Consider the following 25,734-nt stretch of genomic DNA (forward strand, 5'->3'; position numbering starts at 1 on the left):
TGTTTTTTTTGTGATGGAAATCAAGTTTTATCGTTTTGCTGCGTAGCGCGCTTGAAATACTCCAATCAGTCATACAATCCTTCTTTATTGATCGGCGTATGCGCGTTATTGACACGGATTCGCTTGACGGACTCACCCATCACCAGAACACCGTGCAGCAACAGATTTCCGGAGGACTGAGTGGGGCAGATCAAACGCCGTTGCAGCATGCGAATCGCTTCTTCCCCCAATTCCTCGCGCGGAACATGCAGCGACGTTAGAGGGATGCCGTGTATAGCCGGCATGTTGAAACCATCCACGCTCATTACCGAGATATCCTGCGGCACGCGTATTCCCGCGTCCTGCAACGCGGTTACTGCTCCGTCGGCCATAAAGTCGCCGCCGGCCAGGATGACTGTCGGCAGCGTTTCTGGCGGGGGGCGGCGCAGGAATGCGCTCATGCGATGATAGCTTTCCGCCGTACCGAATCCGTTTACCGCCAGCAGATGGTGTTCTTCCTCAAACGGCAAATTATGTTGTTTCATGGCCTCTTTAATGCCCTGAAGCCGTTGTTCCATGGTGTAACGCCGCAGGCAAAGCAGATTGAGAATGTGATGATGTCCCTGTTCGATCAGGTAGTTAGCGGCCATCTCGCCGAGCAACTGGTGATCTGGCGCCACGCTGGGCAATCGCATCCGGCGATCGCGGCAGTTGATCAGCACACAGGGTTTGCCCAAATCGGCCGCCAACGCATGCACGTAGGCATCATCAATACCAATGAGCAATGCCGCCTCCGTCGTGGGGTCGTTCATTTTTTCCATAAACAGCGCAGCGTCGCTGTCATTCTCTTCCAAACAGCAATAGCGCACCCGCACCTCATGGGGCCGCAGTGCGTTGACCACCCCCTGGATCACCCTGTAGTAAAAGATGTCGGTTCGCGCGTCAAACGCCCGCGACGGCGCGAATAGCGTTATTCCGTTCAGTAACAGCCGTCCGGCCGCTAGTTCGTCCAGTACGCCATACTGGTGCGCGCACGTCAGTACCCGCTGTTTAGCGTTTTCACTGGTATTGGCTTTGCCGGACAACACGCGGGAAACGGTGCTGATTGATAGCCCTGTCTGGAAGGCAATTTCTCTGATTTTTAACTTTCCACTCATTTTGTGATCCAGTTCAAGTTTAAAAATGACAAATTTTTCATGAAAGGAAGATGCTGAAAGTTAAGCGTTTTATTCGTTCTATTCATGCCTTCTTAGTTTGCTATGAAAAAAATTGCAAAAAAGTGCGTATTCCCGCATTTTTAACTCATTTATTATTTATTGGTTAACCAATTTAATTGGCTGGTTTTTTAACTGGCCTTTTATCACAAACCAATTAAAAGACGAAAAATCAACAGTCGGTCATGGCGTCGGTTTCTCCACGCTTAAAAATGGTCACGCAGCAGGACAGCGTGGGCCAAATATAGCGACCGTAGTTCAGCGACTGCAGAAATGGGGATATTACGGCGCATCTCGATATCAATAATGCGGCATGAATCTCAAGCCGATCGCCTTTATCGCCGAGTATCCGATGTATGGATTGTTAGCTGGGGTAAATCGTTTATGAAGACTTTGAAAAACTGGGTACTGAATCAGCATACAGCCGAATTTGTCGAACTGAACGTGGACGGGCGGCACCTGTTTCGTATTTATGTGCTGGAAGAAGATGTGTTTCGCGTACTGATCAAGCGTAAGGGTGAATTGGAACTGGATCGTACCTGGAGCATCGCGCCTGAACGGGATGTGCCTTGGGAAGGGCGTTCGCGCGAAAGCTGCGCTGGATTCAGCCTGCCTGGCATCAAATTGGAACCGTTGGACTGTGGCTTGCGAGTCAGCTCGGCAAAGCTGCGCGTTACCCTGCATCAGCCGCTGTGGCTGGCGTGGGAGTACCGAAACGAGCTGGGCGAGTGGCAGCCTCTGGCCGCCGATCGGCCGACCAGCGCCTATCTGCTCAATGTACATGGTGACGGGGTGGAACATTACCAACGCCGTTATCCTCAGGATAGCTATTACGGGCTGGGTGAAAAAGCGGGTGATCTGAACCGTGCCGGCCGCCGCTTTGAGTTCCGCAACCTGGACGCGATGGGGTACAACGCGGCCTCGACCGATCCTTTGTACAAGCACATTCCCTTTACCATTACTCGTCGCGGCGACGGCGTGAGTTTCGGCCTGTTTTACGACAACCTGAGCACCACTCGGCTGGATTTGGGCAACGAGTTGGACAACTACCATCTGGCCTACCGCCGCTATCACGCTGAAGCGGGCGATCTGGATTACTATCTGTTCCTGGGGCCGCGCGTGCTGGACGTCACCAAAAAGTTCGTGCGCCTGACCGGTAAGACGCTGTTCGGCCCCAAGTGGAGCCTGGGCTATAGCGGTTCCACCATGCACTATACCGACGCGGCCGATGCGCAGCGGCAGTTGATGAAGTTTATCGCGCTGTGCCGCGAGCACGACATTCCGTGCGACTCTTTCCAGCTCTCTTCCGGCTATACCTCAATTAACGACAAACGTTACGTGTTCAACTGGAACTACGAAAAGGTGCCGCAGCCAACGGTAATGACTCAGGCATTTCATGACGCCGGACTTAAACTGGCCGCCAATATCAAACCTTGTCTGTTGCAGGATCATCCGCTGTATCCGCGAGTGGCGGAGCAAAACCTGTTCATTCGCGATTCGGAAACGGATGCGCCGGAACGTTCCTGTTTCTGGGATGACGAAGGGTCGCATCTCGATTTCACCAACCCGGAGACTGTGGTCTGGTGGCAGGACAATGTCACCGCCCAATTGCTGAAAATGGGCATTGATGCAACCTGGAATGATAATAATGAATATGAGGTATGGGATGGGGAAGCGCGTTGCCACGGTTTTGGTAAGGAAATCGCCATCAAGCATATCCGCCCGGTGATGCCGCTGCTGATGATGCGTGCCTCAATGGAAGCCCAGCGGCGCTTTGCGCCGGACAAGCGCCCCTATCTGATTTCCCGTTCCGGCTGTGCGGGCATGCAGCGCTACGTACAAACCTGGAGTGGCGATAACCGCACCAACTGGCAAACCCTGCGTTACAATATCCGCATGGGCGTCGGCATGAGCCTTTCCGGCCTCTACAACGTCGGACATGACGTCGGCGGTTTCTCTGGCGATAAGCCCGACGCCGAGCTGTTTGTGCGCTGGGTGCAGAACGGCGTAATGCACCCGCGTTTCACCATCCATTCCTGGAACGACGATCGTTCCGTCAACGAGCCTTGGATGTATCCGTCCGTCACGCCTGCCGTCCGGGAAGCGATAGCCCTGCGCTATCGTTTGCTGCCCTATTTTTACACCTTGCTATGGCAAGCCAGCCACGACGACGAACCGATGCTGCGTCCGACCTTTCTCGATCATGAGCAGGATCCGGCCACGTTCGCGGAGACGGACGATTTTATGCTGGGGCGGGATTTACTGGTGGCCAGCGTGGTGGAAGCGGGACAGCGTCAGCGCGCGGTTTATCTGCCGCGCAACGCGTCCGGCTGGTATGACTTTTATACCGGAGTCTGGTTCAGCGGCGGACAGACCGTCACGCTGGACGCTCCGCTGGAGCGCTTGCCGCTGTTGGCGCGTGCTGGCGCCATGCTGCCGCTCTCTTCTCGCACGTCGTATGTTGATCATCTGGTCGACGATTGCCGTGACATGTTGCTGTTCCCGCCAATGGGGAAAGGTCGGGACGGCGGGCTATTGTTCGAAGATGACGGCGAGTCTAACGGTTGGCGGCAGGATGATGCGTTGTGGCTCCGCTGGGACATCGCCAGCGATAATCAACGCATCAAAGTGCAATTCCATGTCGAGGGGAAATATCGCCCGGCGTGGAATACGCTCAATATTCACCTGCCCGTAGACGAACGTCGTACGCTGTACGTTAACGGTCTGCCGCAATCCTACTGGTCTTTGGTTTAAGCATGCTCAACCGCGGTGCGGCAGGAAAATCTGCGAGCGCCGCGCGGCTGTTTCCAACCTATAAAAGCGAAATGATATGAAACTACGAACCCGAATCATACTGCTGTGCGGCGCTATGCTGCTGGGGTTATTGGTGTTATCGGCGGTGGCCTTGAATACTCTGTATTCGTCTATGATGAAGGAGCGCATCGGCCAGATCGCCGCACTGGTGGAACTGGCGCATGCGTCCGCGCAAAAAACCTACGAGAGAGAGAAATCCGAGCAGATCTCACACGAGGAAGCGCTGGAGGAGGCTAAACGTGCCATCGGCAGCTTTCATCATGGCAATCGCTATTTTTTCGTGCTGGGCTACAGTGACGACGTAAATTATGTGCACCCCGACCCTAAACGTGTAGGCACCGTCGACGCCAATGGCGGCCGGGAAAACGGGGCTCGCAGCCGTGCGGCGCTGAAGGAACAGACCATCGCGATTAATGTGGGCAAGGGCATGCGCCCCGGTTCTCAGACGCCTGTCGAGAAAATTTATGCCATCACCCGCTTCGAACCCTACGACTGGATCATCGGCACCGGTGATTACATCGATGATATCCAGCAGGTGTTCTGGCGTAACGCGCTCACTCTGCTGTCCATTGTCGCGGCGCTGCTGCTGGTGATTTCTCTGCTGGCGTGGAACATGCTGCGTACGCTGTTGCGTCAATTGGGCGGCGAACCGCAGTACGCCGTTAACGTGGTGAAACAAATCGCCGACGGCAATCTGGTAGTTGAGGTACAGACGCTGCCCGACGATCGGGGCAGCATTCTGCACGCCATCCGCACCATGCGCGATAGCCTCGCCGCGCTGGTGAGCCAGGTGCGCGGCAGCACCGACTCCATCACCTCCGCATCTGAGCAAATCGCCTCCGGCAACGAGGATCTTTCGGCCCGAACCGAGTCGCAGGCCAGCGCGCTGGAACAGACGGCGGCGGCGATGGAGCAATTGACCGCCACCGTACAAAACAATGCGGAGAATGCGCGCCGTACCAATGAACTGGCGCAGTCCGCATCCGACGTGGCAGAGCGCGGCGGTTTGGTGATCAGCCAGGTGGTTGATACCATGGACGCGATCAATACCTCTTCGCGCAAAATGGCGGACATCATCGGCGTGATTGACGGAATAGCCTTCCAGACCAATATTCTGGCGCTTAATGCGGCAGTCGAGGCTGCGCGCGCCGGCGAACAGGGGCGCGGTTTCGCGGTAGTGGCAGGCGAGGTGCGCACGTTGGCGCAGCGATCTGCTGCCGCAGCCAAGGAGATCAGGGGTCTGATCGACAATTCGGTGTTCAAAGTCATCGAGGGAACCAATCTGGTGAAAAACGCCGGCGCCACCATGAGCGAAATCGTCGAGAGCGTGCAGCGCGTCACCGTAATGGTGGCAGCGATCAGTTCTGCCGGTGCTGAACAGAGCTCCGGCATCGAGCAGGTCAATCAGGCTGTGTCGCAGATGGATCAGAGCACGGAACAGAATGCGACGCTGGTGCTGGAAGTCCTTGCCGCGGCGAAATCGCTGAACAATCAGGCCTTGGAGTTGACGCGCACTGTCGATCAGTTCCGCGTTGATGAATCCGCCGATTCTCCGCTCTCTGTGGCACATCAAGCCTGATGCATTAGTCTCTTCCGCAACGCTCTGGATTTTTGGCGGGTTAAGCGCGGAAAGCAATAAATTGTATTCAATTTTCTATTGGTGGCTTATCGGGTTAAGACGAGTGTTTTTATCTCTTTTATATTCTGAATTAATGCTGTTTCTCAGCAAGTTACGAACGCCTTCTACTTATCTATTTACCCAACTGATGAAATCAGACGTTACGTTTGTTCTTTCAAACCAGCTTACGCGTGTTGTTTACGCTATAGCGTCGTCTCAATGTTATCAGGTACGGAAGGCGGTAATTATAGGTTGCCTTAATCTGTGGCAGTCTGTCCTGGAAGCGCGTTTAAAGATTCATAATCAATTTCAGAATCATTCTCTTCAAGTAACTGAGTTAGTGAAAGAAGGGTATTAAATTCATTCAGAAGTATTTCTGCATCAGATTTAAGCGGATTATCAGCCGAATCAAGCGCGGCGTTGATGGCCTTTTTAACGTTCTCAACCATTTCGTTTACACCACCGTTTTTGCCGATGGTCAGTAATAGGGCTCCAAGGAGTAGTGACTGCGCCTCTACTCTGGCTGCAAGAAGCTTGGCTTCCGCATCCATCTTAGAAATCTTGGTGACCATGCTAATAATTACGTTTTTCATAATACCCCCTTTTTTTTTGCCAGCTTAACCTTTTAGTAAAATAAGGGCGAGATTTCTTTGATGAAAAAACAAATCTCCTTTGTGGTTGTTGGGGGCCGCCATGCTCCGTTGTTGGATCTGGTAACATCGTTTGGCGCTTACCTTTTGATTGATGAAGGAAATCATGATGAAAACTGGGCTCATCGCCGTGCACTGGAATGGGCTGCGGCATAGCCGTGCCAGGCTGTGGTAATTGAAGATGACGCACTACCTGTTCCGGGATTTGCTGATCCGGCAACAAAGTCAGACATCAAATTAATGATAGCCAATGCGGTGACTAAATCCCTGTTCCTACTGCGTCGGAACTTCCGGCTGACGCCCTGTTACCGCAAACCAAATTGTCCGGCAGGTCAGTTCAGTGTCCGGCCTGTCTGAGAAGGCTCAACGGCATATTACTATGGGTTCTAATCATTATTATAAATGCTGGTTTTTATAGATCTATATCCTCTAATGGATAATATAGGGTTTGGGGAACCTTGTTAGTCTACAATCTCAATATCAAGGCCGTTTAATAGTGAAGCAGCCTCTGGTAGTGAGAACTTTGCATTTTTTATATCGTTGTGGAAAATGTGAATACTGTAGTTTATCGACTGTGAGAAGTTCGCCCCTGATAGTTTTGTATGATGAAAAACGGTTTCCGATAGATCGCTTAGATTAAAATCTAATTCTTCACAGTTCGCTTCGGTAAAATCTGCTGAATGTATTTTACATTCAATCATTTTTGAATCGGCAAGATAAATACCAAAGAAAATACAATCATTAAGTATACTGCGAACAAAATTAAAGGCTCCAGGTATTTTTATTGAAGGCCAATGTGCTTTCGTCCAATCCACACCAACAATTTTACAGTCGCTGAAAGTCACATCTCTAAAAATTGTTTGAGGGATATGAATGAGACTAATGTTACTGTTTATGAACTCACAGTCATAGAAATTACATTGATTGAAAGTCGTTTCACTAAAATTACAATTTTGGAATATACACCCCTCGAAACGGATGTTATCGAATTCATTATTAATATGAGTGATGTTTTTGAAAAATTCATCAATATAATCATTCGCTGATAATAATTTTTTTGACATGATAATTATCCTGTGTTAGTACTGCGGATTCTTGATTTATAAGAATGCCATGTTTTGTTGATTCTTCAGTCATCTGATTTAATTCGTTTCAATAAATAATTGTTAATGGCAACGCAGGCATGAGGGATAACTTTTTTTCCTGTCGGGCATAATCAAAAGTAAGAACAAGGTTATGCTCTTTACTTTGGATTATTTCAACGCCATCTATCTTTTTCACTGCGCGAGCTGAAAGTGAAAGAGAGCCTTCTTCTGGAATAGTTAACTGGATACAAGTCAATTCTCGAATGCCACAAGGATGAATGAGTGGTTGACGCTTTTCTTCTGCTACATGGTCTGGCCGCCCAGAAAAATCCAAAAAGAACCAGAGTGGTTCATTGGGTGTCGCTATCCCCACCTCAATAGAGTACCCATCTGGCAGATAGCTTGGCTGATAATGCCAGTGGGGGAAAGGGACGGGTTCTCCCTGAATCGTCGGGCGACAGCCTACACCGAACGGAGAATAACGGCGTTGCTGATCCGTTAACCGCTGCACGATATCGAGTGCTGGAGATGTCCTGTTATGCTGTGAGAAAGGCTCTTCAAGATAAATAAACTCAAGGAAAACATTATTGAAGAAAAAACGGCGATTAGCTGTTCCTTGTCCAGGATGTCGATTAGGCGTACCTTCCAATACTCCATTTTGAACTAAAATATCAGCGATTGAAGCATCCGGCGGAGTGCAGATAAAAATATGATCGATTTCCATATGTCTATTACCTGATATTTAAATACGCATTTTTAAATAAATGTTCATTACAACTCGTCAATAGATTCAACCGAATATTTTACCCATTCATCTCGTAAAATACTCATTATTTCCGTATCCCATCTTTCGTTGCCAACTTTCGCAGAGGAGCGTCGAATACCTTCAGTAATAAATCCTACGTGGGTATATATTTTGATGGCTTTTTTATTCCAAGCATAGACGTTAAGTTCCGTTCGCTCTATGTCAGCATAAGAAAATGCTTTTTCTAAAACTTGGCGAATCATTGGAGCTGCCAAACCTCTTCCCTGTCTCTGGGGAGAAATTACAACCCTGCCAATTCTGGCCGTCCCATTCCTCCAGTCAAAATCAAGCTGGCAGTGGCCGCATAACTCTCCTGCATGATCTTCGAGCATCCAGCACAAACGGTTTGGTGGTATAGTCTTTGTTTCAATAAGCATCGCGTTAAATTGTGCTTCATTAAGCGGATAATACAGAGCCGTCCCTCCCCATTGGACAACTTCTTTTTCATTGCAAAACCAATCAGCCAATACTGAAAAATGTTGTTCAGTAAAAGGAATAAGACGGAGTTTATTATTCGAGGAGTTTGTTTTTTTATTCTGGAGAGACGCCGACATGTCCATAACCAATCTATCGCCCCATATATTACTTTGATACGAATGAAAATATCACAAACAAAATAGATTATCAAAACACAATTTAATACAGTATTTCATTACGTCTGTCTTCTAATACGCAGATTGTCGTTCCGTGATAATCGATAGTTTTCATTACAGCACCTGTTAAAACACCTGTAGATATAAATAAAATACGAAAATTAAAGATAACTCCCTACAGGATTCGAACATATAATCTATTGCATTGAATTTAAATGGATAAATTGTGTTCGATAAATTTTATACCAACATTTATACCAACATATTGTTTTGCGTTGAATTTAAGATATTGAGAGAGTAAACCGGCATCGCCTAGGTATTAGTGATCGTCTCTGGTTTGTTCTTCAGGTAGATCGCATTCCGGCATGAAGTCCAGTGTTACATTTTGACCGTTAAACCAGCTATCCCAATTCTCCCGATTTTGAATATTATTTTCTGGTGTATCAGATGTCGATACGGATGAACCTAGATATTTGGCAATCCACTCCATAGCCTGCCTCCATTGATTGATGGGGACGTTAGTTTTGATTTTCCATGCGTTTGGGCAGTGATGTAGTGCCAGCAGAAATGTCACCTGAACCAGGAAATTGTAAGGGTGACCGTATGTATGGCATGAATAGCGATCTATTGTGCGGCGTAAACGGTGCAACACGAATGGTTCACCTGCCAACTGCAAAGCACTACATCCATTAAAAGCAATCACGCCAAGACCAATTAAGCTGTCATCGTACCGTAGAGGCGTATTCCCTGACATTTCGCAGATTGTCAGATTATGGTATCCGGTAGTTTCCGGCTTTTGGCGAATAAGATGGTGGGCTTGTGTGACATCACGACAAAGTAGAAGCCAGTTTTCTTGTAGTGCATCGGTAATATGTTGAACATGGTAAAGCCCACCTTCAACAGAAAGTGACGTATTCATTAAGTAGTTTCCTGAAAAATAAGAGGGAAGGGGAAAAGAACCGTATCGTTTGTGGCTTGTAGAGAATCACCTCGACGCCAACATCCCCGGATAATGTTTTGCGATAATGTCGTTCATCTGATCGATCAGGTCGGGACGTTTAAAGGTAAGATGCCCTGTGCCTTTCTGAAAATAACGAATGCTGAAGAACTCATCTTCGTAAGCCTGTTGATGCGGATTATCGCGGATATGATCCATGAGCCGAATGGTGATATCGGCACGGTTATCGGGAATAGGTTTGCCATCCAGCAGATACAGAATACGCTCCAGATCGGCCAGTTGATCGCGTCGCCAGCCCCAGTTTAAGCCAAAGCCCCAACGGTGATGCTCCACCAGATTGCTGATAATGATTTTCTTGCCAAAGTAACAGGGATGGTTGGTTTTGTAGTCCCATGATAACCCTTTGAACACGTTAATCACCCCGCGCTCGAACACCTCCTGCTTGCTCTGGTGAAGCTGTTCAAAGGTAGTCAGGATATTTTCTTCACTGATCGGCGGCAGTTCGCCCTCGTCCAGATTCTTGTGCCACTGGCTGCGGGCTTCGGCGTCCATCAGCGACAGCATGCCGGACTTGAGCATCAGGTCGCGCCAGATATTGCGATCCAGCGTGCGGGTGATGGCCTGAATCGCCTTGTCCGGCGATTCCGTCAGCCAGCAGTCATAACGATGTCCCTGCTTCAGCGCCCAGTCTTCAACGTTGCCGCCGCCGATGGTGGCCGTAAGCTGGGAAATCGCCTGTAACTGATGAATAAGCTGTTCTATCTGTTGCAGGGCAGCGTCACGCCCGGCGACGATGCGCTCAATGCTGGTCGAGCACATCAGATCGGTGTGTTCGGTTAATACCTCGGGTTCAGTTTGCATAGTTTGTATTCCGTACATAAAAGCAAACGCGCCTGCCGGAAGTGGCAGGCGCATTATGCAACGGGGAAGGGAAGAAGAAAGTTCAGGCAGGCAATTCAGGAAAGCGGCTCGCAATCTTTAGCAGCTTGCATTAACCCCGTGGCGCGTCTGGCACGGAGAATATCCACCGCCGTAATAAACGGCGACTGCTCCAGCCAGGAGAAACCTCGTCTGTCGGTGCGCCCCAACTCATATTTTTCCACCATAAAGTTCAGGGCATCGGACAGCGAGATACCGGCGTCGATATGCTCCTGGATCACTTTTTCTTCACAGAACGGCGTGTCGTTAAGCGTCAGCCCGTAGTGTTTTTCCAGCAGATAGCTCAATAACCGCTGCCAGATGTTAACCGGCGGCAATACGCTATTACCCGGCACGCCGGGTACCGGTATGGAGTTGTCAGACATGATTTTTCCTTATATAGGAGAGATAAAACAGGGGGGAATGTTGGTGAAAAGTATCGTGACGTTACAGCCAGCCGCGTTCGGCAAACGACACCACATCGGTGCCGCCGATCACCAGATGGTCAAGTACCCGCACGTCAAGCTGTGACAGCGCCTCTTTCAGCCTGTCGGTAATATGCCGATCGGCCTGACTGGGTTCGGCGTAGCCGGACGGATGGTTATGCGCCACGATCACTGCGGCGGCATTATGGTGCAATGCCGACTTGAGGATTTCGCGCGGATGCACTTCGGTATTATTGATGGTGCCCAGCGCGGTGATCTCCTTTGCTATCAGGCGATGCTGGTTATCCAGATACAACACCATAAACACTTCACGCTCCAGACCGCTGAGCTCCAGCATCAGCCAGTTTTTGGTGTCGTCTGACGTTCTGAACTGACGCGCATTTTTACGCACGCGCTTTTCCAGCAGGGAGAGCGCCTGACGGATAATGCGCTGTTCTCTGGACGCAACGCGGTCTGCCAATTGACTATATGACATGGATGATTCCTTGATTAGGTGATGGATACAGAGCGAAAAAGCAGGAGAAAAGCCGGATTCAGGATGCCAGTTGCAGCATATTTTCAGCCAGTACCCACAGCGCCCGGTTGAGTTTGATATCGCCATCAATACCTTTTACCGCACGGGTTATGGCGCGTTTGCCTTGCGTCGTCCGGCCTGTTAATCCGCCTTTTATCAAATTTTCCTGAATACGCTGATATGTGGTCCACAGATCATTATGCTCATCCTGCCAGCGTCGGGGAGCCAGAATCTGCGCTTCCGTCACCGGATGATGCTTTTCGCCAAAGCGGTACGTCAATGCCGTTTTTGCCAGCGCCTGCTGCACCGGTGGCGGCAATATCAACGACTGCATGGCGTCACGCTTTTCGTCGATACGCTCAAAGGTATCCAGCACCTCGTAAGCGCCTTCAATTACCCTGCCGGCCACATCGCCTTTATGCGGCACACGAACTTCGCCGAAGGACTCACCGCAAATCAAACCATTCTGACAAACCGATCTGAATAATCCCGGCAACATCTGGTAACTGCTTGAGCCGTCATGACTGTTCAGCAAAATGATTTCCGGCACCTGCTGGCCGGTTATCTGCCCTTCACGGCGCAGACGCAACATGTGCTTGGTGTGCCCGCGTTTTTTCGGATCACGGACACGAGTTTGACAGGCAAAGAATGGCTGAAACCCCTCGTGTTGCAGGTTATTTAGTAACGTAATCGTGGGAATATAAGTGTACCGTTCACTGCGAGATCCGTGCTTGTCCTCACTGAATACACTGGGGACATAGCGGGCCAGTTCATCGTGCGTCAGTGGTCGGTCGCGTCGGATCAAATTTACTGCGCCGAAGCGGGAAGCCAAATGGGGCATAACGTCCTCCTGCCCGTACCGGAAAAATATTCCCGGCACGGAGCGATTAATAAAATGAAAGAGAGTATGGAGAGATAATAAAAATCAGGACGGAAAGATGGCACGTAGAATAAAATCCATCAGAGCGCCGGTCAGGACACTCATCAATAAAAAAGCAGCCTCGCGGGCTGCTTCGATCTCTTCTTCACTACAACAGGCCTGCTGGAAGCGCTCGGTCACAAAACGTTGCGCCTGGATACTGGAGCACCAGGCAACTACATTTCCCAGCGCCGTAACCAGCATTTTTACAAATGCCATAAAACTACTCCTCAACCGGAAATCGTCATCCGGATATCAGATGAATCAGAGTGTTTGGATATATCAGGAAAGGATTTCACTCATTTATCTGGCGCGATTACATACATAAAGGCTATTCGTCAAAAGTGAATGTCCATCCGCCTTTATCGGTTAACACTTCAACCTCCGAGGCAATGCAATTATTGTAAAATGGCACCTTGACGGATTCGCCATAGCGGAGAGTCGCCGGGATAATCGTCTCTTTATTACTAGAGCCAAAGTATTTCAGGTTTCCAATACGGCAGTTACCCCGGTTAACGCTGATATTATTAATGCGGATCGTATCAGTTCTGGCTGTTACAACGACATTAACATAACGGGTTCCCGCCGGATGGATATTGTTATAAGTATCAACTTTTATTGGAGCCGTTGTTGACGACATTGCCTGACTGGCAATCAGCATTAACAGAGGCAGCATCAAACATTTTTTACCTTTCATATATAATCTCCTAATTGAATTAAATAATAAAATCATATTAAAGCGGGCAATGAAATACTGTTTTTACAGCGAGGGCTTATTAATCTATAACAAAGAATAAATAATAATTTTTTGCCATGAAACGAGTGACGCAACAAGATGGAAAACATACAAAAAATCCTATTTAAGCATTCATGTTTCCACTTTCGTTATATATACTTGATTTTTTAATGATTTAGATACATTAACTTATTCCAATAAAATATTATCATAGATAATATTTTTACAACAAAGACATAGCATATCCTTAACCCCTTGATAAGGGATACCACAAACGTCCGCCTGCAATTCAGCTAACATTTCTTTTTTATCGATGCTTTACCATTATATATTCTCGAAATATTAATCGACTTCAAATATTATTATTAACAACTCATCAGGTAATTTATTTTTATTGATTATCAAATCTTTATTAGCGATGTTCCCATAACACGATATTTATCCACGCATGAGTACGATTCTTTAGCTAAGGAATAAAGATATCTATCAAAATGCACAGTTGAAAAACATTTATAAAGCTCAGAACTTGATAAATTCAAATCGGGTAAAATCACATCTTTATTCATTGGGATCTTATCAAGTTCAGTTATTAATTTGGGGATTTTATTTAATTTTTCATTCTTGCACCCATCACTCACCTTAGATAACGACATATTAAAATACTCATTCTTTATTGTGAAATGAATGATCCCCCCCAAGGAAATCTTTGTTTTATTTAATGCATTTAGCCAAGTGCTATTAATATCCTCTCCGATTTTTCTATTAAAATTTTCACTATCAATGTAAAAATTAACATGTATATAGGGGTTGTTATACTCATCTTTTAAGATAACCCAAAAATACCCCAAGACATGGTCTTTATATGTCGATAATGAGCGAATGTTATTGAAAAATATTTTTGAGGTGTTTTTTATTACCATCCACTGGATAAGATGATCATCTATATATTTTCCATCAGTTGCAAATAGCGTAAAACATAGTACACCTGTTTTTTTATATTGAGACCTTATGTCATTGTCATACTGTCTCAGATTGTCGAAAATTCGCATCTTTTTATTAAGGTTCTTTTTTATCACATCCAGGATGTTAGTGTGGTTTATTTCACGAGCGCCATAAATTGTTGAACCTGACAAATCATATTTTAACCTAACAACTCCATCATAAAGGCCATCATAAATACTTTCAATAAAGTCGATTAGATCAAAACTTTTTTCAATAATGAAATCATCGAGGCAAACAAAAAGGCAATATTCTTTTTTTAGTCTTTCAAACTTATTGGAAATAGATTGTGGATCAATGTTCTTATATATCTCTCTTCTCTCTGGAAACAAGAAATTAAAATCACGCAGCATATTAAATTTTTTAATTTTCATAATCCACCCTAAAATATCGAACGCACACTCCAAAATGACACATTTTATGATTAAATAAGACACATTTTAGAATCAAAATGTAACACAACTTATAATAAAATAAAACACATTTTATTAAAAAATCCCTATGAAAAAGAGGCGCATAGACTTGTTCGGTCAGAATAAAATTATGCTTAATTAGATATTTTCCTTGTTCAATGCAAGAAAAAATAAGGCAACTGACTCACTATCAAGAGATTATTAATATTTCATTACGATCGTCCATATACCATTCCACCCACAACTTTATTGGCTAATTATTACAAGCCCCTATGTGAATAGAAAATAGTTCCTATGTTTGATTTTTTGGAAGATGCACGAAATGTGATTGCTTAACCAGGAAGATAATAAAACATCGCCTTTGAATAGGCCTCAATGATATAAGGAATGAATTTTCCATAATTAATTTATGCAATCTAGTAATTATTAAAGATAACTCCAGACTTTAAAGAAAGAGGGATTACCCCATTACATCAGCAATTAAAGCTCACACATGAATACATTAGCTCTTGTTCTTGTTGGATTGGTTAATATAAATAAAGCAGTATTAATAATGGCAATTAATTCACTTTGATGAGACTTTTCTTACATGAAGAATTAACCGCATCATGACAATCTCCGTACATTGTAAGTTAAAAACTTCACCTTGTTAATTTTTACACCTTTGGCGATAAGTATGAACAAATATAACCAGAGGAAATTACCAATGCAAAGCACAGTTCAGGATTATAATGCGTTCTATCTAAAACGCATTGACGAAACTATCAAAAAAGCACTACTGGAACATCACAGAACATTAGCTATACGAGTTGATCTGCGTTTACCTGATTATCCTGCGGATTCTGATGCAGAAGTAATATCACGCTTTACTGATTCCCTTAAAGCAAAAATTCGTGCGTACCTTGAACGTAAACGTCAAGAAGGAAAAAGAATACATCCTTGTACCCTTCGTTATGCCTGGGCAAGGGAATTTGGGCCATTGAATGGTAAAAAGCACTATCACGTATTGCTACTACTGAATAAAGACGTGTGGTTTACCCCCGGCGATTATCAATCAGAATCGTCTTTGGCCGGACTAATTAAACAAGCATGGTGTAGCGCTCTCAGGGTAAGTTACCCGGGAAATGCCACCTTGGTACATTTTCCTGAAAATCCCTGTCTCTGGTTGGATCGTAACAGCATGGATTATAGCAAGCAGCAGGAAGAGGTAATGAAACGTGCCAGTTATTTATGCAAAAACATAACCAAACAATACGGTGATGGCGAACGTTCATTTGGCTGTAGCCAATATTAACAGATTGACCGATATATGGATGGTGTGGAGGAGACCACTACTCCCTGCCATTCGTATTATCGGCCAATTAAATTTTACAATCTTTCTTTATCTCCTGACGGAGTATGTCACCTGCGCGTTTAGCCCATGGTGACCGACTCCTTATTCCAATTGAAATACAGGAGATTGTCATGATGAACACATCAATGAATGTACTTGATGACCGAATGGTTGATATGGCCTTTATTACCCAGTTCACAGGCCTGACGGATAAATGGTTCTACAAGCTAATTCAGGACGGTGCATTTCCTAAACCAATAAAAATGGGCAGAAGCTCGCGCTGGCTAAAAAGCGAAGTAGAGAACTGGGTACTTTTTCGTATTTCTGAATCCCGAAAATAACGACTTCAATATTCATCACCATCTTTATTTTTCCTCACCACGTTACGCGGTACTGATAGCCATCAGTCAATTGTCCGGCTATCCGAATACAGCCAGGCACAGCGATTGCGCTAAATTATTCCCGGCTACGAATCATCTTTACGCGCCTGGAATCAGCAATGCTGAACATACATATACAGTCCCGCCTGTTTCCACAAGCAGACCGTTGTTCCTTTTATCTATTTTAGTTACTGCCTCATCTATCATGGCATTGCCTTTCAACGCCTTACCAGAACAACTAACAACGCATATTCGATCGGAATTGACGATCGATAACAAATAATTGATCTGTAAAAACGATCATAGTTTTCTCGTCCATTCGCCGATATATAAAGATGGTCTACCTGAAAGCTAAAAACGTCATCTGTACTTCTGGATAAACAAACTTATGTCGTCCGTAGCGATGATTGCCGGGAAAGCATAAAAAATCCCAAAAAGCGACACAGAATGTCGCGTGATGGCTGGAGAATGCTGCTCAAGACGTTTCCCTGCTGACATTAAGGAGTTCTATATGAAAGAACTTATCTATTTTGCAACCGGTTTGCTGATTGGTGCCTGGATGATGAAAAACAGCTATGCCACCGATGAATTAAAAAAAGAACTGATACGCGAGCGTACCCGCAACAGCTCTGCGAATACGGCCAAAGCCGCGTGAATATGCGGCAAGTATCATTAATTTATTGAGTATAGCGCTATGTCCGATCCCAAAGACAGACTATTTAGGCACCTGGCGATCTTGCGCCTGATACCTCGCGAACCGAGGTATATTTTGACTACCGAGTTGCTACAAAAACTTAAAGCTCAGAAGTTTGAGATCGATTTACGTACCTTGCAACGAGATCTCGGCGGACGGCTTAGCCTGGATTTCCCCTTGCTTTGTGATGAGAGGACGCGTCCTTTTCGCTGGAGTTTCCGCCAGGACACGCCTCGGTTCGATTTTCCCGTGCTAGATACACCCACTGTACTGGCTTTCTTTTTTGCTGAAAATTATCTGGAAAAGTTGTTGCCACCCAGCGTACTCCGTCTGCTGGAACCTTATTTTTCAATGGCGCGACAGCAATTACAGGGACAGCAAACGCACTGGGCAGAACGCGTGCGCGCATTACCTAATGGCAAAACGTTGTATCCCGCAGAAGTAGATGTAGATATTTGGGAACAGGTTTCCACCGCACTGATGGAAAAGCGCCAGTTACAGATTCTTTATCTTAGCCGTAGTAAAGGCGAGTCCAAAAGCTTACGTGTCCACCCTATCGGATTGGTGGCTCGCCATTCAATAAGTTATCTGGTCGGCACCGTTGATGGTTATAACGATTTACGTCAGTTTGCCCTGCACCGCATCCAACAAGCAGATGCGCTGGACGAGTCAGCCTGTGAACAGGACGGTTTTGATATTGACAGCTATATCGCGTCCGGTGCTTTTGCCTCGCGGCAGAGTGAACGAGAGGTGGAACTGATTGCCGATGTTCATCCGCAGACCGCCTGGCTGCTGCGTGAAACACCACTTAGCTATCAGCAAAGTCTGGAGGCACTGCCGGGCAGCGATTGGTATCGACTGCGTGCTCTCGTACCACTGGATCAGGAAACGCTGTGGTGGATCTTCGGACTGAACGACAACATCCGGGTATATGAGCCTGAGGTTTGGGTGGCGGAGATTAAGAAGAAGATGGAGAAAATGAGACAGATGTATGAAAAACAGGCATACGGTTCATTAGCAAGATAATAAGCAAACGCATCTATTCGAGGTCTTTTATGAAAAACAATGATCACGACACGTTATTTTCCTTCAAGGCCGACGAAAGCCATCATCGTAAGGATGAAATACAGCAGGATAAGTTTCGCACGGCAACTGCGCTGGCAAGTGATGAAGTTGTGCAGCGCTTTGGCAGCGCCAGCGCCGAGTATCTGAAAGGGTATCGCGGCGTCGATAATGAAACAGGCCAACAGTTTGCTAAAGGTCTGGCTGATGTGGCGAAGCACAAAGTTAATCCCGACTATGCAGCACAAAATATAAAGCAGCAGGCGGGTTTCTCCGCAGAAATCGCCGCGACCAGCCGCGATAATGCAGAGGCGATTATCAGCCGTAATCCGACTCGTACCGTTCGCAGCGATGATCTGCCTGAGTATGGCAAAAACCATAACGTCGTGGATCGCGTGCAGATCCTCGATGGCGATATTATCGACGGTTCACAAAGCCAGATGAAATTTGTCGGCGACCGGAATCAACTCTTCAATAAAATCGCAAAAGAAGACGGCAAATTTGCACGCTATCGCGGAGTCAAACTTGAGCTACCGTCAGAACAATTCGAAGGTGCAGAGACGTTTTGCCGTCAGAAATCCCAGGAGCTTCGCAATCAGGCCGATAAAGTTGAAACACTGGGCAAACAGGATGTTGCCGATAAGCTGCGCCGTGAAGCCGATAATTATGATCAGCTCGCCGACAATGTATCTGACAGCGGCCTGACTACCGAACAGGCAATTTATTACCGTGAGCATCCCAAACGGGCTACCGCAATAGATATTGCGCGTACCAGCAACCGTGCCGGTATTGAAGGCGCCAAATACGGTGCTGCGATTGGCGGAGCGATCTCGTTATTAACCAACGTGTTTAACGTGGTTCAGCAGGACAAAACGCTGGGCGATGCAGTACAGGATATTGCCGCCGATACAGCCAAAGCAGCAGCGCTGGGCTACGGTACCGCCTTCGCGGGCTCCGCCATCAAAGCGGCTCTGCAACAATCCGAAAAACAAACATTACGCGCCATTGCAGGCACCAGTGCCCCGGCACTGGCCGTCAATATTTGCTTGTCTCTGGGCAGTTCTATCAAACGCTACGTCAATGACGAAATCAGCGAAGCTGAACTCCTGAACGAAGTCGGAGAAAAAGGCGCGGGCATGCTGTCCAGCGGCATGATGGCTGCGTTTGGGCAGGTCGCTATTCCTATCCCTGTTGTCGGTGCGGTTATCGGCGGCATGATTGGCTACACACTTTCTTCCATGTTCTATCAAAGCGCGTTGGAAGCTACGCGGGGTGCAGCCCTTTCACATGAAAGATTACAACATATCAGTGTCATCCAAACGGTTGCACGTGCTCGCATAGCGAAAGAACAGGCCATGCTGGACGATTTTACCCATCGGGAAATACCGCAATTACGCAGAGAAACAGAACTTCTGTTTAAAGCCGTTGCAAATAGCCCTCATGACATTGATAGCCTGACTTCTGCCATCAATGAATATGCCACGCTGTTAGGCAAAAAATTGCAATTCCAGACGATGTCGGAGTTCGAGGAATTTATGGACTCTGACCGACCTTTAACGCTGTGAGAAAAATCAGGATACTTATGCTTATCAAACTGTTGCCGGATGATGAAAAAGCGCTTCTTCTTGACCTCGCCAGACTGTTGGCGCTTTGCGATAAACCTCTACTGTGGGACGGGAAAACCAAGGATGAACTGACGTCGGATTCCGATCTTAATGCTTTGTCCATTCAGCAAGGCGAGCAGGAAAACGAACTGTTGTCTGAACTGGAACAATCCGTCAAAACCCCCGATCTATCGGTAATCGATATATCTGCGACGTCAATCGCAAGTAAGCTCACGGAAAAACTGAAAGCTTTCCCGCTTACCAAAATAGATGCGGCGGAAAGCCGCGTGCAGGCCGCCACTGCGGTTTTAAAAACGTTACTTGAAGAAAAGCGAGCCGATTTACCTACCATCCCTAAAATTATTCTTTTCCAACTGATTCTTATTGCGCTTCGCGACGGCAATATTTCCAACATTGAATGGTCGCTGCTTAAGGAGATTCAACTGCATTATCAACTACAGGATTTTATCTTTAAGGATCTATTGGATCGCGCTGAAGTATTGAACAATGAAATAAGTAAAACAATTGCCCTCGTTCTTGAATAAAGGAGATATGACATGCCCATTCCAATTATTATCGGCGCCGTTGCCGCAGCAGCAGGTATTTACGGTATCGCTAAAGGCGTTAGCGGCGCTATAGATCAAAGTAACGCTACAGACATTAATGAAAGTGCTCAGAGTATGGTGGACAGCATCAATCAGGAAATTGATAACAGCCGTAAAGCGACAAATAACACTATCGAAGATTATGGTCAGCGCAAATTGCGGGCATTTAACGGCGTGGTTAGCGACTTTATCGAAACCTTCGGCCGCCTGAAGAATGTCAATCTGGTCGAAAGCCCGGAACTGGAAAAACTGAATGCGGGCGATTTTACAACAACGACCCTCACAGGTTTGCAGCAAAACTATCAGATGCTCAAAGATGCCGGCCTGGGCCTTGGCGCTGGCATGAGCAGCGGCGCAGCGCTGGCTTTCGGCGCCTACAACGGCACAATGCTGCTGGCCACGGCCGGCACCGGCACCGCAATATCGACCCTTTCGGGCGTTGCGGCGACCAATGCTACCCTGGCATGGTTAGGCGGCGGCACTCTGGCCGCCGGTGGTTATGGCATGGCGGGCGGCATGATGGTGCTGGGCGGGATTGTCGCCGGTCCGGCGCTGGCTATTTTCGGCCATATTATGGGAAATAAAGGTGAAGAAGCGCTGAACAACGCACGCAGCAACATGGAGCAGGCAAAAACCATTTGCGATCAGGGCAAGCTGATGCTGGAAAAACTCCAGTGCATCGAACAAATCACGGTGTTGGCAAACAAAACCTTCTCCCATACCAGTGGACGCCTGCGCGGTGCTGTGCGTGGAATAAAGGAATCAATTGAAAAACATGGCGAAAACTTCGCATCCTTCCCTCAGGAAAGCAAGGAAACCGTTTTCCTCTCCGTCAAATATGCACAGTTACTTAAAGCCTTGATCGACACGCCTATCCTCGATCAAGACGGTAATCTGGTGTTATCTACGGAAAAGCGCATCCTGGATATTTCAGCTGTTGCCGATGGCAAAAAATCTGCGCTGGACACACCGGCCGCCTGATCCTGACAAAAGGCTCGCGGTAACAGGCGAGCCTGACTTCTGGAAGATATGACGCACTGTAACGAAAACGCCTCTCCCTTTCCCTGCACCCAATGTGGGCTATGCTGCCAACGCGTTAATCTGGCACAGAAAACCCGCTATCTTGACCGGGGAGACGGCACCTGTCGGCATTACGATGCGGCCAGTAAAGGATGCAGCATTTACCACGAGCGTCCGGATATTTGCCGAGTGGACTTGCAATACCGACTCAACTACGCCCGCTTTTACTCGTGGGAAGCGTTTGTTGCATTGAACCTGACGGTTTGCCGGCAATTGAATGACGGAGATATCTAAGCCGCTATAAATAATGTAGCGCTGAATACTATCAGAATGAAAGTTTTCGGATAAAGCGATACAGAATGTCGTCTAAAGGCTGGAATATATCTCATTCAAAATGTCACAACCGACAGAATGGAAAGGAGAACAAAATGGCAGGTTTATTCAAAGTCTCCGCATTCACTGCGCTAATAACGCTGGCCACTATCGGAAATGTCCACGCGATAGAAATCTGGCATACGGATACCGTTTGGGCGGGTCAGGGAGTATGTAGCGCACAATTCACGCTGGATAACGGCGGAGCGTTTGGTGAGCCGGTAGGGAAATTAGAAATCTCTGTTGATGTGCTGGATAAGAGCGGAAAGGTGCAGCAAAAGGATACGTTGAACGTAGAGCCATTTGGTGATTCGGACGCTACCCGCTATCAAACCGCACTACTGGAAGGTGAAAATTACTGTGAAAGTGATTTGACCATCAATATCACCAAAGTGGCTGAAATCGTCGGGAGCGAAAAGAAAATCCTTCCGGTCACTGAATTCACCACGCGGGAATTTAAGCCATATACCGTCTTGGTCGACGGAAAGAAAACAAACCGGTGAATATTAAGGCGATCTATGGTTTCTCTTAATAACAATTATTTAACGATTCTGAACCAGCAGAGTAAAACGACCTCGAAGCTGGGGCAGGCTATCGAGCGACTTTCCTCCGGGTTGCGCATCAACAGCGCGAAAGACAACGCCGCCGGTCAGGCTATCGCCAACCGGATGACCGCGAATTTGAACGCTAACAGTACGATCGCCAAAGGCGTTCAAGATGGCCTCAGCCTGATGCAAACCGCCGAGGGTGGGCTCGATGAAATCAATAATCTGCTGCAAAGGGCGCGTACGCTAGCCGTTCAGGCGGCAAACAGCACGTTATCCGATTCCGACCGGGAGAGCCTGAACAACGAATATCTGCAAATTGTTGACGAAATAGATAACATCGCGTCCACAACAGAGATATTCGGTCAATATCCGCTTGCCTCTGCTGAAACCACCCAACCGGTTAATTTAGGCGACACGGAATCCATTAGTGCAAAATTTCCAGTCGAAGGGCAGACGTATACCTTTACCTCAGGAATAGTTTCTCTGGCCTTTATTCCTGCGGGCGCTAAGAACATTACCATCACCGTGGATGGTCTCGCCGGCCCGGAAGACGATATTCAGTTGTTTACACGTGATGGTACCCATCTGACCGGCACACCAGTAGAGGGCGACGATGCCGATGCCGTCTGGACAGAAAATGGCATCACAAGTACGGCTTCCATGAACGCATCCGTAATAACCGAATCCAATGGTTTCCTGCCTGACGCTGAGTATTCGGCTGATTCTCTGTTGGAAGTGGATGATTACGATACCAGCATCGGCACCCAATTGAGTTACAACGGGATGATCATCACCTATAGCGGTGACGAGGATCGTTTCGAGGATGATACAACCGGTGGGTATAACGACGGTAATATTCCTAGCAGTGAAAATACGATAGAAACGCTGAATATTGATGTTGTGACTGAGGACCTGATTGTCATGGTGGTGGGGTCAGGTATATTCACTGCCAGCGCGAGCTGGGACGAACTGCCGATACCAACGGAAGAAATCGATACGGGAACGCCAACCAGCCAGACCACGACAATTATCGTCAGCGCAAATTATGGCAGCGATGTGCATGCCATCACCATCGACCCGACGCCTGCCGATAGCGAAACGTTAGGATTAACTGGTGCTTCACTGCTTTCCGCTGAAAGCGCGGGAGCAGCAATAACCACATTCGATCAGGCTCTGGAAACGATAAACAGTTATCGCAGTCAATACGGTAGCTTGACGAATCGTTTTGAATTGATAACCTCCCAGCTTTCCCAGGGATTTATTGTTATTTCTGACGCTCGCTCTCGTATTACTGATGCCGATTATGCTGTCGAAGTATCAGAAATGACGAAAGTACAGATCCTGCAACAGACAACCACTTCTATGCTGGCGCAGGCCAATCAGCAATCGGAAATTGTGCTGACGCTATTGCAAGGATAATGGTGAATTGATCTGGTGAAAAAATACGTTACAAGTCATTGAAATAGATTAACCTCCAGCTCAAACATGAGCTAATAAAATTTGTATTTTCATGTAATAATAAAAATTATGAGCATTAATATCTTCAGCGCTTGCCTGTTTACTACCAAAGCTTTTGAGAACATCATGAAATATGATTGCACTGATGCATCCATAACTATTTTTGATGCTGAATACACTATCGATATCAATATGTTAAGTGAAATTATTATCAATTATCCAACTGACTTTATTATTGTACTGAATAATCGCAATCACAGTCCAATTATGATAGCGAAAAGAATCATTATTTTATCCAAGCACACATCTGTCAATATCATTAAAAAAATCATCTATAGCATCTGTTTCTTTAGAGAAATAAAATCAAAGACAATATCGCTATCGCCTCATGAAAAAGTGTTTTTTGATTATTGGCTTGGCGGGGAAACAATAAATTTTATCGCAGAACACATGTCTATCACCCCCAAAACGGCTAATAATATAAAAAATAATATTTATAAAAAATATGGAACAAAAGACTTACTCACATTTTTACTGATATCAAAGGTTTCAAATATGCGAGGCATCAGCAATGCCAAGCATTATAGAATAACCAGCTTCTGTCGGGCGGCCTGATTGAAACTTTTTCCCGCCATCAGCTCAACGTTTTTTGCTCTATTTTTCCGACCACGGCGAGGAGGTATATGAAGCCCACCGCATAACGTGCTGGGCCGTAACGAAAGTGCGCCAACCCGAGCCATGTACACTGTTCCGTTTATCCTGTGGCTGTCGCCCGAATGGCCATCCCCGCCAGTATGCTGCGTATGCGGACCGGAAATACAGCAGAGCCCATCTCATCCATACCAGGGCAGATTTAGCAGGGCTAAGCCATGACTTCTACGAACCGGGGAAAAGCCTGGTCAGTGAGGATTTCAGGCCGACAATCTGCGGGATCGGCAATCCGTATAAGAAGAACAGACTGAAAGATTTTGATGCGTTGCCTTCGGTTATTGATACGCTTAAAACTGAGTAATAAATCATAGCTAACTATTAATAATAAAAAGAAATTATTATCGAAAAAAGTACTTTATTTACTGGTAGTTAACCTATAGCTACCGGCTTCAAATCCCTGTATGCAGTATGTGGTGCAAACCACTTGAACCACACTGATTTTGCGAGCATCATCACAATAATCCCTTTTTTTGCCTATTTTGAATTATGTCATCTGTTCAAGCACTTCAAACGGCGATAACCAATATGTCTATGTGGCGTAAAGGCGACCAGCGTGCGCCACATAAACCATTGTTATTGCTTTATGTGCTTTCAGCCTATCAGAAAGGGCATTCGCGCTTGTTTCACTATGGCGACGAAATTCGTCCGCATATCCTGGCCCTTCTGAACAGCTTTGGGCCACAGCGGCGTGCTCATTATCCGGAGATGCCATTCTGGCGGCTGAGGGGAGATGGTTTCTGGCAGTTGCAGAATGATGAGCGTTGTTTGCTGCAGAAAGGGAGCAGACAACCGCCCAACCGCGAGTTGATTCAGCACGATGTCATGGGGGGATTTGATGAAGCCAGCTATCAGCTATTATGCAAACAGCCGCAACTCATCGATAAACTGGCTCAGCAGATCTTAAGCGAACCTGGAATACAGCATTTATAATTCATTTTTGAATAATAATCAGATAGCTATGATAGCCTAAATTTCTCTCAAAAATGAGATTCTCCGTGCTTGGCAACATATAGAATTTTTCCAGCCCGATACACAGGAAGAAAGAATAGTTTGCAAATATCGCTTAATAAGCTCGGTCAGCATGAGATAACCTAAATCGTGGTAACAAAGGCTAAGAGCCTAGCGAACTGATGACATTGCTCCCTGAAAAGAAAAGTGCAAGCCAAGGTTCGACGTTCAACGATATACAAACGGTGACGAGTCCTACTTTTGCACCAATACCGAATACCGCACGATAGCGTACTTATAGAGGGTGATGGCGGGTCAAGATCACCCGATTTGACTAC

General features: G+C 46.7%; 27 protein-coding genes and 2 pseudogenes. 16 read left to right on the plus strand and 13 right to left on the minus strand.

The window, feature by feature from the left end:
- Positions 1–65 precede the first annotated feature (65 nt).
- Positions 66–1,136 (minus strand): LacI family DNA-binding transcriptional regulator, encoded by a 1,071-nt coding sequence (locus tag DDT56_RS03045; RefSeq protein WP_136165030.1) that lies wholly within the window; start codon positions 1,134–1,136, stop codon positions 66–68.
- Positions 1,137–1,577: 441 nt separating this feature from the next.
- Here DDT56_RS03045 and DDT56_RS03050 point away from each other — a divergent pair, with 441 nt between their 5' ends.
- Positions 1,578–3,947 carry a glycoside hydrolase family 31 protein gene (locus tag DDT56_RS03050; protein ID WP_136165031.1) on the plus strand — a complete coding sequence of 790 codons (2,370 nt, stop codon included), beginning with the start codon at positions 1,578–1,580 and terminating at the stop codon, positions 3,945–3,947.
- A gap of 76 nt (positions 3,948–4,023) precedes the next feature.
- Positions 4,024–5,586 (plus strand): methyl-accepting chemotaxis protein, encoded by a 1,563-nt coding sequence (locus tag DDT56_RS03055; protein ID WP_136165032.1) that lies wholly within the window; start codon positions 4,024–4,026, stop codon positions 5,584–5,586.
- A gap of 296 nt (positions 5,587–5,882) precedes the next feature.
- Here DDT56_RS03055 and iraP read toward each other — a convergent pair whose 3' ends face one another.
- The gene (gene iraP, locus DDT56_RS03060) at positions 5,883–6,218 is read right to left on the minus strand and encodes an anti-adapter protein IraP (protein ID WP_136165033.1); all 336 of its coding nucleotides are present in this window, start codon (positions 6,216–6,218) and stop codon (positions 5,883–5,885) included.
- A 60-nt stretch (positions 6,219–6,278) separates the two neighbouring features.
- Here iraP and DDT56_RS24330 point away from each other — a divergent pair, with 60 nt between their 5' ends.
- Positions 6,279–6,431, plus strand: a complete 153-nt coding sequence (locus tag DDT56_RS24330) for a hypothetical protein (protein ID WP_168197552.1) — start codon at positions 6,279–6,281, stop codon at positions 6,429–6,431.
- A 305-nt stretch (positions 6,432–6,736) separates the two neighbouring features.
- On the opposite strand, the gene DDT56_RS03065 is transcribed toward DDT56_RS24330, so the two are convergent.
- The 11 genes from DDT56_RS03065 to DDT56_RS03115 all read right to left on the minus strand — a co-directional run bounded on the left by DDT56_RS03065 (position 6,737) and on the right by DDT56_RS03115 (position 14,622).
- Complete coding sequence (locus DDT56_RS03065; protein ID WP_136165034.1) at positions 6,737–7,339, minus strand: pentapeptide repeat-containing protein; 603 nt, start codon at positions 7,337–7,339, stop codon at positions 6,737–6,739.
- Between the two features lie 88 nt (positions 7,340–7,427).
- Complete coding sequence (locus DDT56_RS03070) at positions 7,428–8,084, minus strand: VOC family protein (RefSeq protein WP_136165035.1); 657 nt, start codon at positions 8,082–8,084, stop codon at positions 7,428–7,430.
- 47 nt (positions 8,085–8,131) lie between these two features.
- Complete coding sequence (locus DDT56_RS03075) at positions 8,132–8,719, minus strand: GNAT family N-acetyltransferase (protein ID WP_246856709.1); 588 nt, start codon at positions 8,717–8,719, stop codon at positions 8,132–8,134.
- A gap of 358 nt (positions 8,720–9,077) precedes the next feature.
- Entirely contained in the window at positions 9,078–9,677 is a 600-nt protein-coding gene (locus tag DDT56_RS03080) for an AbrB/MazE/SpoVT family DNA-binding domain-containing protein (protein ID WP_136165037.1), read from the minus strand.
- Positions 9,678–9,743: 66 nt separating this feature from the next.
- Positions 9,744–10,577: a DUF4942 domain-containing protein gene (locus DDT56_RS03085; RefSeq protein WP_136165038.1), complete on the minus strand. Its 834-nt coding sequence runs from the start codon at positions 10,575–10,577 to the stop codon at positions 9,744–9,746.
- 95 nt (positions 10,578–10,672) lie between these two features.
- Positions 10,673–11,020, minus strand: coding sequence for a TA system toxin CbtA family protein (locus tag DDT56_RS03090; RefSeq protein WP_136165039.1), 348 nt, complete (start codon positions 11,018–11,020; stop codon positions 10,673–10,675).
- Between the two features lie 61 nt (positions 11,021–11,081).
- Positions 11,082–11,555, minus strand: a complete 474-nt coding sequence (gene radC / locus DDT56_RS03095) for a RadC family protein (RefSeq protein ID WP_136165040.1) — start codon at positions 11,553–11,555, stop codon at positions 11,082–11,084.
- Between the two features lie 58 nt (positions 11,556–11,613).
- Positions 11,614–12,435, minus strand: a complete 822-nt coding sequence (locus tag DDT56_RS03100) for a DUF932 domain-containing protein (protein WP_136165041.1) — start codon at positions 12,433–12,435, stop codon at positions 11,614–11,616.
- Between the two features lie 84 nt (positions 12,436–12,519).
- The gene (locus tag DDT56_RS03105; protein WP_136165042.1) at positions 12,520–12,732 is read right to left on the minus strand and encodes a hypothetical protein; all 213 of its coding nucleotides are present in this window, start codon (positions 12,730–12,732) and stop codon (positions 12,520–12,522) included.
- Positions 12,733–12,844: 112 nt separating this feature from the next.
- Positions 12,845–13,210, minus strand: coding sequence for a hypothetical protein (locus DDT56_RS03110; RefSeq protein WP_136165043.1), 366 nt, complete (start codon positions 13,208–13,210; stop codon positions 12,845–12,847).
- Positions 13,211–13,650: 440 nt separating this feature from the next.
- Positions 13,651–14,622, minus strand: coding sequence for a hypothetical protein (locus DDT56_RS03115; RefSeq protein WP_136165044.1), 972 nt, complete (start codon positions 14,620–14,622; stop codon positions 13,651–13,653).
- A 745-nt stretch (positions 14,623–15,367) separates the two neighbouring features.
- Here DDT56_RS03115 and DDT56_RS03120 point away from each other — a divergent pair.
- The 13 genes and pseudogenes from DDT56_RS03120 to DDT56_RS03175 form a co-directional block, all read left to right on the plus strand.
- On the plus strand, positions 15,368–15,955 hold the full coding sequence (locus DDT56_RS03120; protein WP_136165045.1) for an inovirus Gp2 family protein: 588 nt from the start codon (positions 15,368–15,370) through the stop codon (positions 15,953–15,955).
- A gap of 173 nt (positions 15,956–16,128) precedes the next feature.
- Positions 16,129–16,335, plus strand: coding sequence for a helix-turn-helix transcriptional regulator (locus tag DDT56_RS03125; protein WP_136165127.1), 207 nt, complete (start codon positions 16,129–16,131; stop codon positions 16,333–16,335).
- Positions 16,336–16,885: 550 nt separating this feature from the next.
- Entirely contained in the window at positions 16,886–17,029 is a 144-nt protein-coding gene (locus DDT56_RS24335; protein WP_168197563.1) for a hypothetical protein, read from the plus strand.
- 39 nt (positions 17,030–17,068) lie between these two features.
- Positions 17,069–18,094 (plus strand): helix-turn-helix transcriptional regulator, encoded by a 1,026-nt coding sequence (locus DDT56_RS03130; RefSeq protein WP_136165046.1) that lies wholly within the window; start codon positions 17,069–17,071, stop codon positions 18,092–18,094.
- A gap of 29 nt (positions 18,095–18,123) precedes the next feature.
- Positions 18,124–19,695 carry a hypothetical protein gene (locus DDT56_RS03135; RefSeq protein WP_136165047.1) on the plus strand — a complete coding sequence of 524 codons (1,572 nt, stop codon included), beginning with the start codon at positions 18,124–18,126 and terminating at the stop codon, positions 19,693–19,695.
- A 17-nt stretch (positions 19,696–19,712) separates the two neighbouring features.
- The gene (locus tag DDT56_RS03140) at positions 19,713–20,279 is read left to right on the plus strand and encodes a hypothetical protein (protein WP_136165048.1); all 567 of its coding nucleotides are present in this window, start codon (positions 19,713–19,715) and stop codon (positions 20,277–20,279) included.
- A gap of 12 nt (positions 20,280–20,291) precedes the next feature.
- On the plus strand, positions 20,292–21,320 hold the full coding sequence (locus DDT56_RS03145) for a hypothetical protein (RefSeq protein WP_136165049.1): 1,029 nt from the start codon (positions 20,292–20,294) through the stop codon (positions 21,318–21,320).
- Positions 21,321–21,368: 48 nt separating this feature from the next.
- Complete coding sequence (locus DDT56_RS03150) at positions 21,369–21,653, plus strand: YkgJ family cysteine cluster protein (RefSeq protein ID WP_136165050.1); 285 nt, start codon at positions 21,369–21,371, stop codon at positions 21,651–21,653.
- Between the two features lie 134 nt (positions 21,654–21,787).
- Positions 21,788–22,234, plus strand: coding sequence for an IrmA family protein (locus DDT56_RS03155; protein WP_136165051.1), 447 nt, complete (start codon positions 21,788–21,790; stop codon positions 22,232–22,234).
- Positions 22,235–22,249: 15 nt separating this feature from the next.
- A complete protein-coding gene (locus DDT56_RS03160; RefSeq protein ID WP_136165052.1) occupies positions 22,250–23,698 on the plus strand; it encodes a flagellin N-terminal helical domain-containing protein in 1,449 nt (482 codons plus the stop codon).
- Positions 23,699–23,806: 108 nt separating this feature from the next.
- A complete protein-coding gene (locus DDT56_RS03165; RefSeq protein ID WP_136165053.1) occupies positions 23,807–24,352 on the plus strand; it encodes a helix-turn-helix transcriptional regulator in 546 nt (181 codons plus the stop codon).
- Positions 24,353–24,383: 31 nt separating this feature from the next.
- A pseudogene (locus DDT56_RS24745) lies at positions 24,384–24,749 on the plus strand (sulfatase-like hydrolase/transferase); the annotation flags it as partial.
- 185 nt (positions 24,750–24,934) lie between these two features.
- A pseudogene (locus tag DDT56_RS03175) lies at positions 24,935–25,357 on the plus strand (phosphorothioated DNA-binding restriction endonuclease); the annotation flags it as partial.
- Between the last annotated feature and the right edge of the window lie 377 nt (positions 25,358–25,734).

This window comes from Brenneria corticis (assembly GCF_003115855.1).
In the GTDB taxonomy this organism is placed as follows: Bacteria; Pseudomonadota; Gammaproteobacteria; order Enterobacterales; family Enterobacteriaceae; genus Brenneria; species Brenneria corticis.

Excerpts from the sequence above, each read along its gene's own strand:
- DDT56_RS03105 (WP_136165042.1), bottom strand. The coding sequence starts at position 12,732 with ATGGCATTTGTAAAAATGCTGGTTACGGCGCTGGGAAATGTAGTTGCC.
- DDT56_RS03125 (WP_136165127.1), top strand. The coding sequence starts at position 16,129 with ATGAACACATCAATGAATGTACTTGATGACCGAATGGTTGATATGGCC.
- DDT56_RS03135 (WP_136165047.1), top strand. The coding sequence starts at position 18,124 with ATGAAAAACAATGATCACGACACGTTATTTTCCTTCAAGGCCGACGAA.
- DDT56_RS03130 (WP_136165046.1), top strand. The coding sequence starts at position 17,069 with ATGTCCGATCCCAAAGACAGACTATTTAGGCACCTGGCGATCTTGCGC.
- DDT56_RS03065 (WP_136165034.1), bottom strand. The coding sequence starts at position 7,339 with ATGTCAAAAAAATTATTATCAGCGAATGATTATATTGATGAATTTTTC.
- DDT56_RS03115 (WP_136165044.1), bottom strand. The coding sequence starts at position 14,622 with ATGAAAATTAAAAAATTTAATATGCTGCGTGATTTTAATTTCTTGTTT.
- DDT56_RS03145 (WP_136165049.1), top strand. The coding sequence starts at position 20,292 with ATGCCCATTCCAATTATTATCGGCGCCGTTGCCGCAGCAGCAGGTATT.
- DDT56_RS24335 (WP_168197563.1), top strand. The coding sequence starts at position 16,886 with ATGAAAGAACTTATCTATTTTGCAACCGGTTTGCTGATTGGTGCCTGG.
- DDT56_RS24330 (WP_168197552.1), top strand. The coding sequence starts at position 6,279 with ATGAAAAAACAAATCTCCTTTGTGGTTGTTGGGGGCCGCCATGCTCCG.
- DDT56_RS03155 (WP_136165051.1), top strand. The coding sequence starts at position 21,788 with ATGGCAGGTTTATTCAAAGTCTCCGCATTCACTGCGCTAATAACGCTG.
- DDT56_RS03080 (WP_136165037.1), bottom strand. The coding sequence starts at position 9,677 with ATGAATACGTCACTTTCTGTTGAAGGTGGGCTTTACCATGTTCAACAT.
- DDT56_RS03085 (WP_136165038.1), bottom strand. The coding sequence starts at position 10,577 with ATGCAAACTGAACCCGAGGTATTAACCGAACACACCGATCTGATGTGC.
- DDT56_RS03055 (WP_136165032.1), top strand. The coding sequence starts at position 4,024 with ATGAAACTACGAACCCGAATCATACTGCTGTGCGGCGCTATGCTGCTG.
- DDT56_RS03110 (WP_136165043.1), bottom strand. The coding sequence starts at position 13,210 with ATGAAAGGTAAAAAATGTTTGATGCTGCCTCTGTTAATGCTGATTGCC.
- DDT56_RS03150 (WP_136165050.1), top strand. The coding sequence starts at position 21,369 with ATGACGCACTGTAACGAAAACGCCTCTCCCTTTCCCTGCACCCAATGT.
- DDT56_RS03045 (WP_136165030.1), bottom strand. The coding sequence starts at position 1,136 with ATGAGTGGAAAGTTAAAAATCAGAGAAATTGCCTTCCAGACAGGGCTA.
- DDT56_RS03140 (WP_136165048.1), top strand. The coding sequence starts at position 19,713 with ATGCTTATCAAACTGTTGCCGGATGATGAAAAAGCGCTTCTTCTTGAC.
- DDT56_RS03070 (WP_136165035.1), bottom strand. The coding sequence starts at position 8,084 with ATGGAAATCGATCATATTTTTATCTGCACTCCGCCGGATGCTTCAATC.
- DDT56_RS03075 (WP_246856709.1), bottom strand. The coding sequence starts at position 8,719 with ATGTCGGCGTCTCTCCAGAATAAAAAAACAAACTCCTCGAATAATAAA.
- iraP (WP_136165033.1), bottom strand. The coding sequence starts at position 6,218 with ATGAAAAACGTAATTATTAGCATGGTCACCAAGATTTCTAAGATGGAT.
- DDT56_RS03050 (WP_136165031.1), top strand. The coding sequence starts at position 1,578 with ATGAAGACTTTGAAAAACTGGGTACTGAATCAGCATACAGCCGAATTT.
- DDT56_RS03160 (WP_136165052.1), top strand. The coding sequence starts at position 22,250 with ATGGTTTCTCTTAATAACAATTATTTAACGATTCTGAACCAGCAGAGT.
- DDT56_RS03120 (WP_136165045.1), top strand. The coding sequence starts at position 15,368 with ATGCAAAGCACAGTTCAGGATTATAATGCGTTCTATCTAAAACGCATT.
- DDT56_RS03165 (WP_136165053.1), top strand. The coding sequence starts at position 23,807 with ATGAGCATTAATATCTTCAGCGCTTGCCTGTTTACTACCAAAGCTTTT.
- DDT56_RS03090 (WP_136165039.1), bottom strand. The coding sequence starts at position 11,020 with ATGTCTGACAACTCCATACCGGTACCCGGCGTGCCGGGTAATAGCGTA.
- radC (WP_136165040.1), bottom strand. The coding sequence starts at position 11,555 with ATGTCATATAGTCAATTGGCAGACCGCGTTGCGTCCAGAGAACAGCGC.
- DDT56_RS03100 (WP_136165041.1), bottom strand. The coding sequence starts at position 12,435 with ATGCCCCATTTGGCTTCCCGCTTCGGCGCAGTAAATTTGATCCGACGC.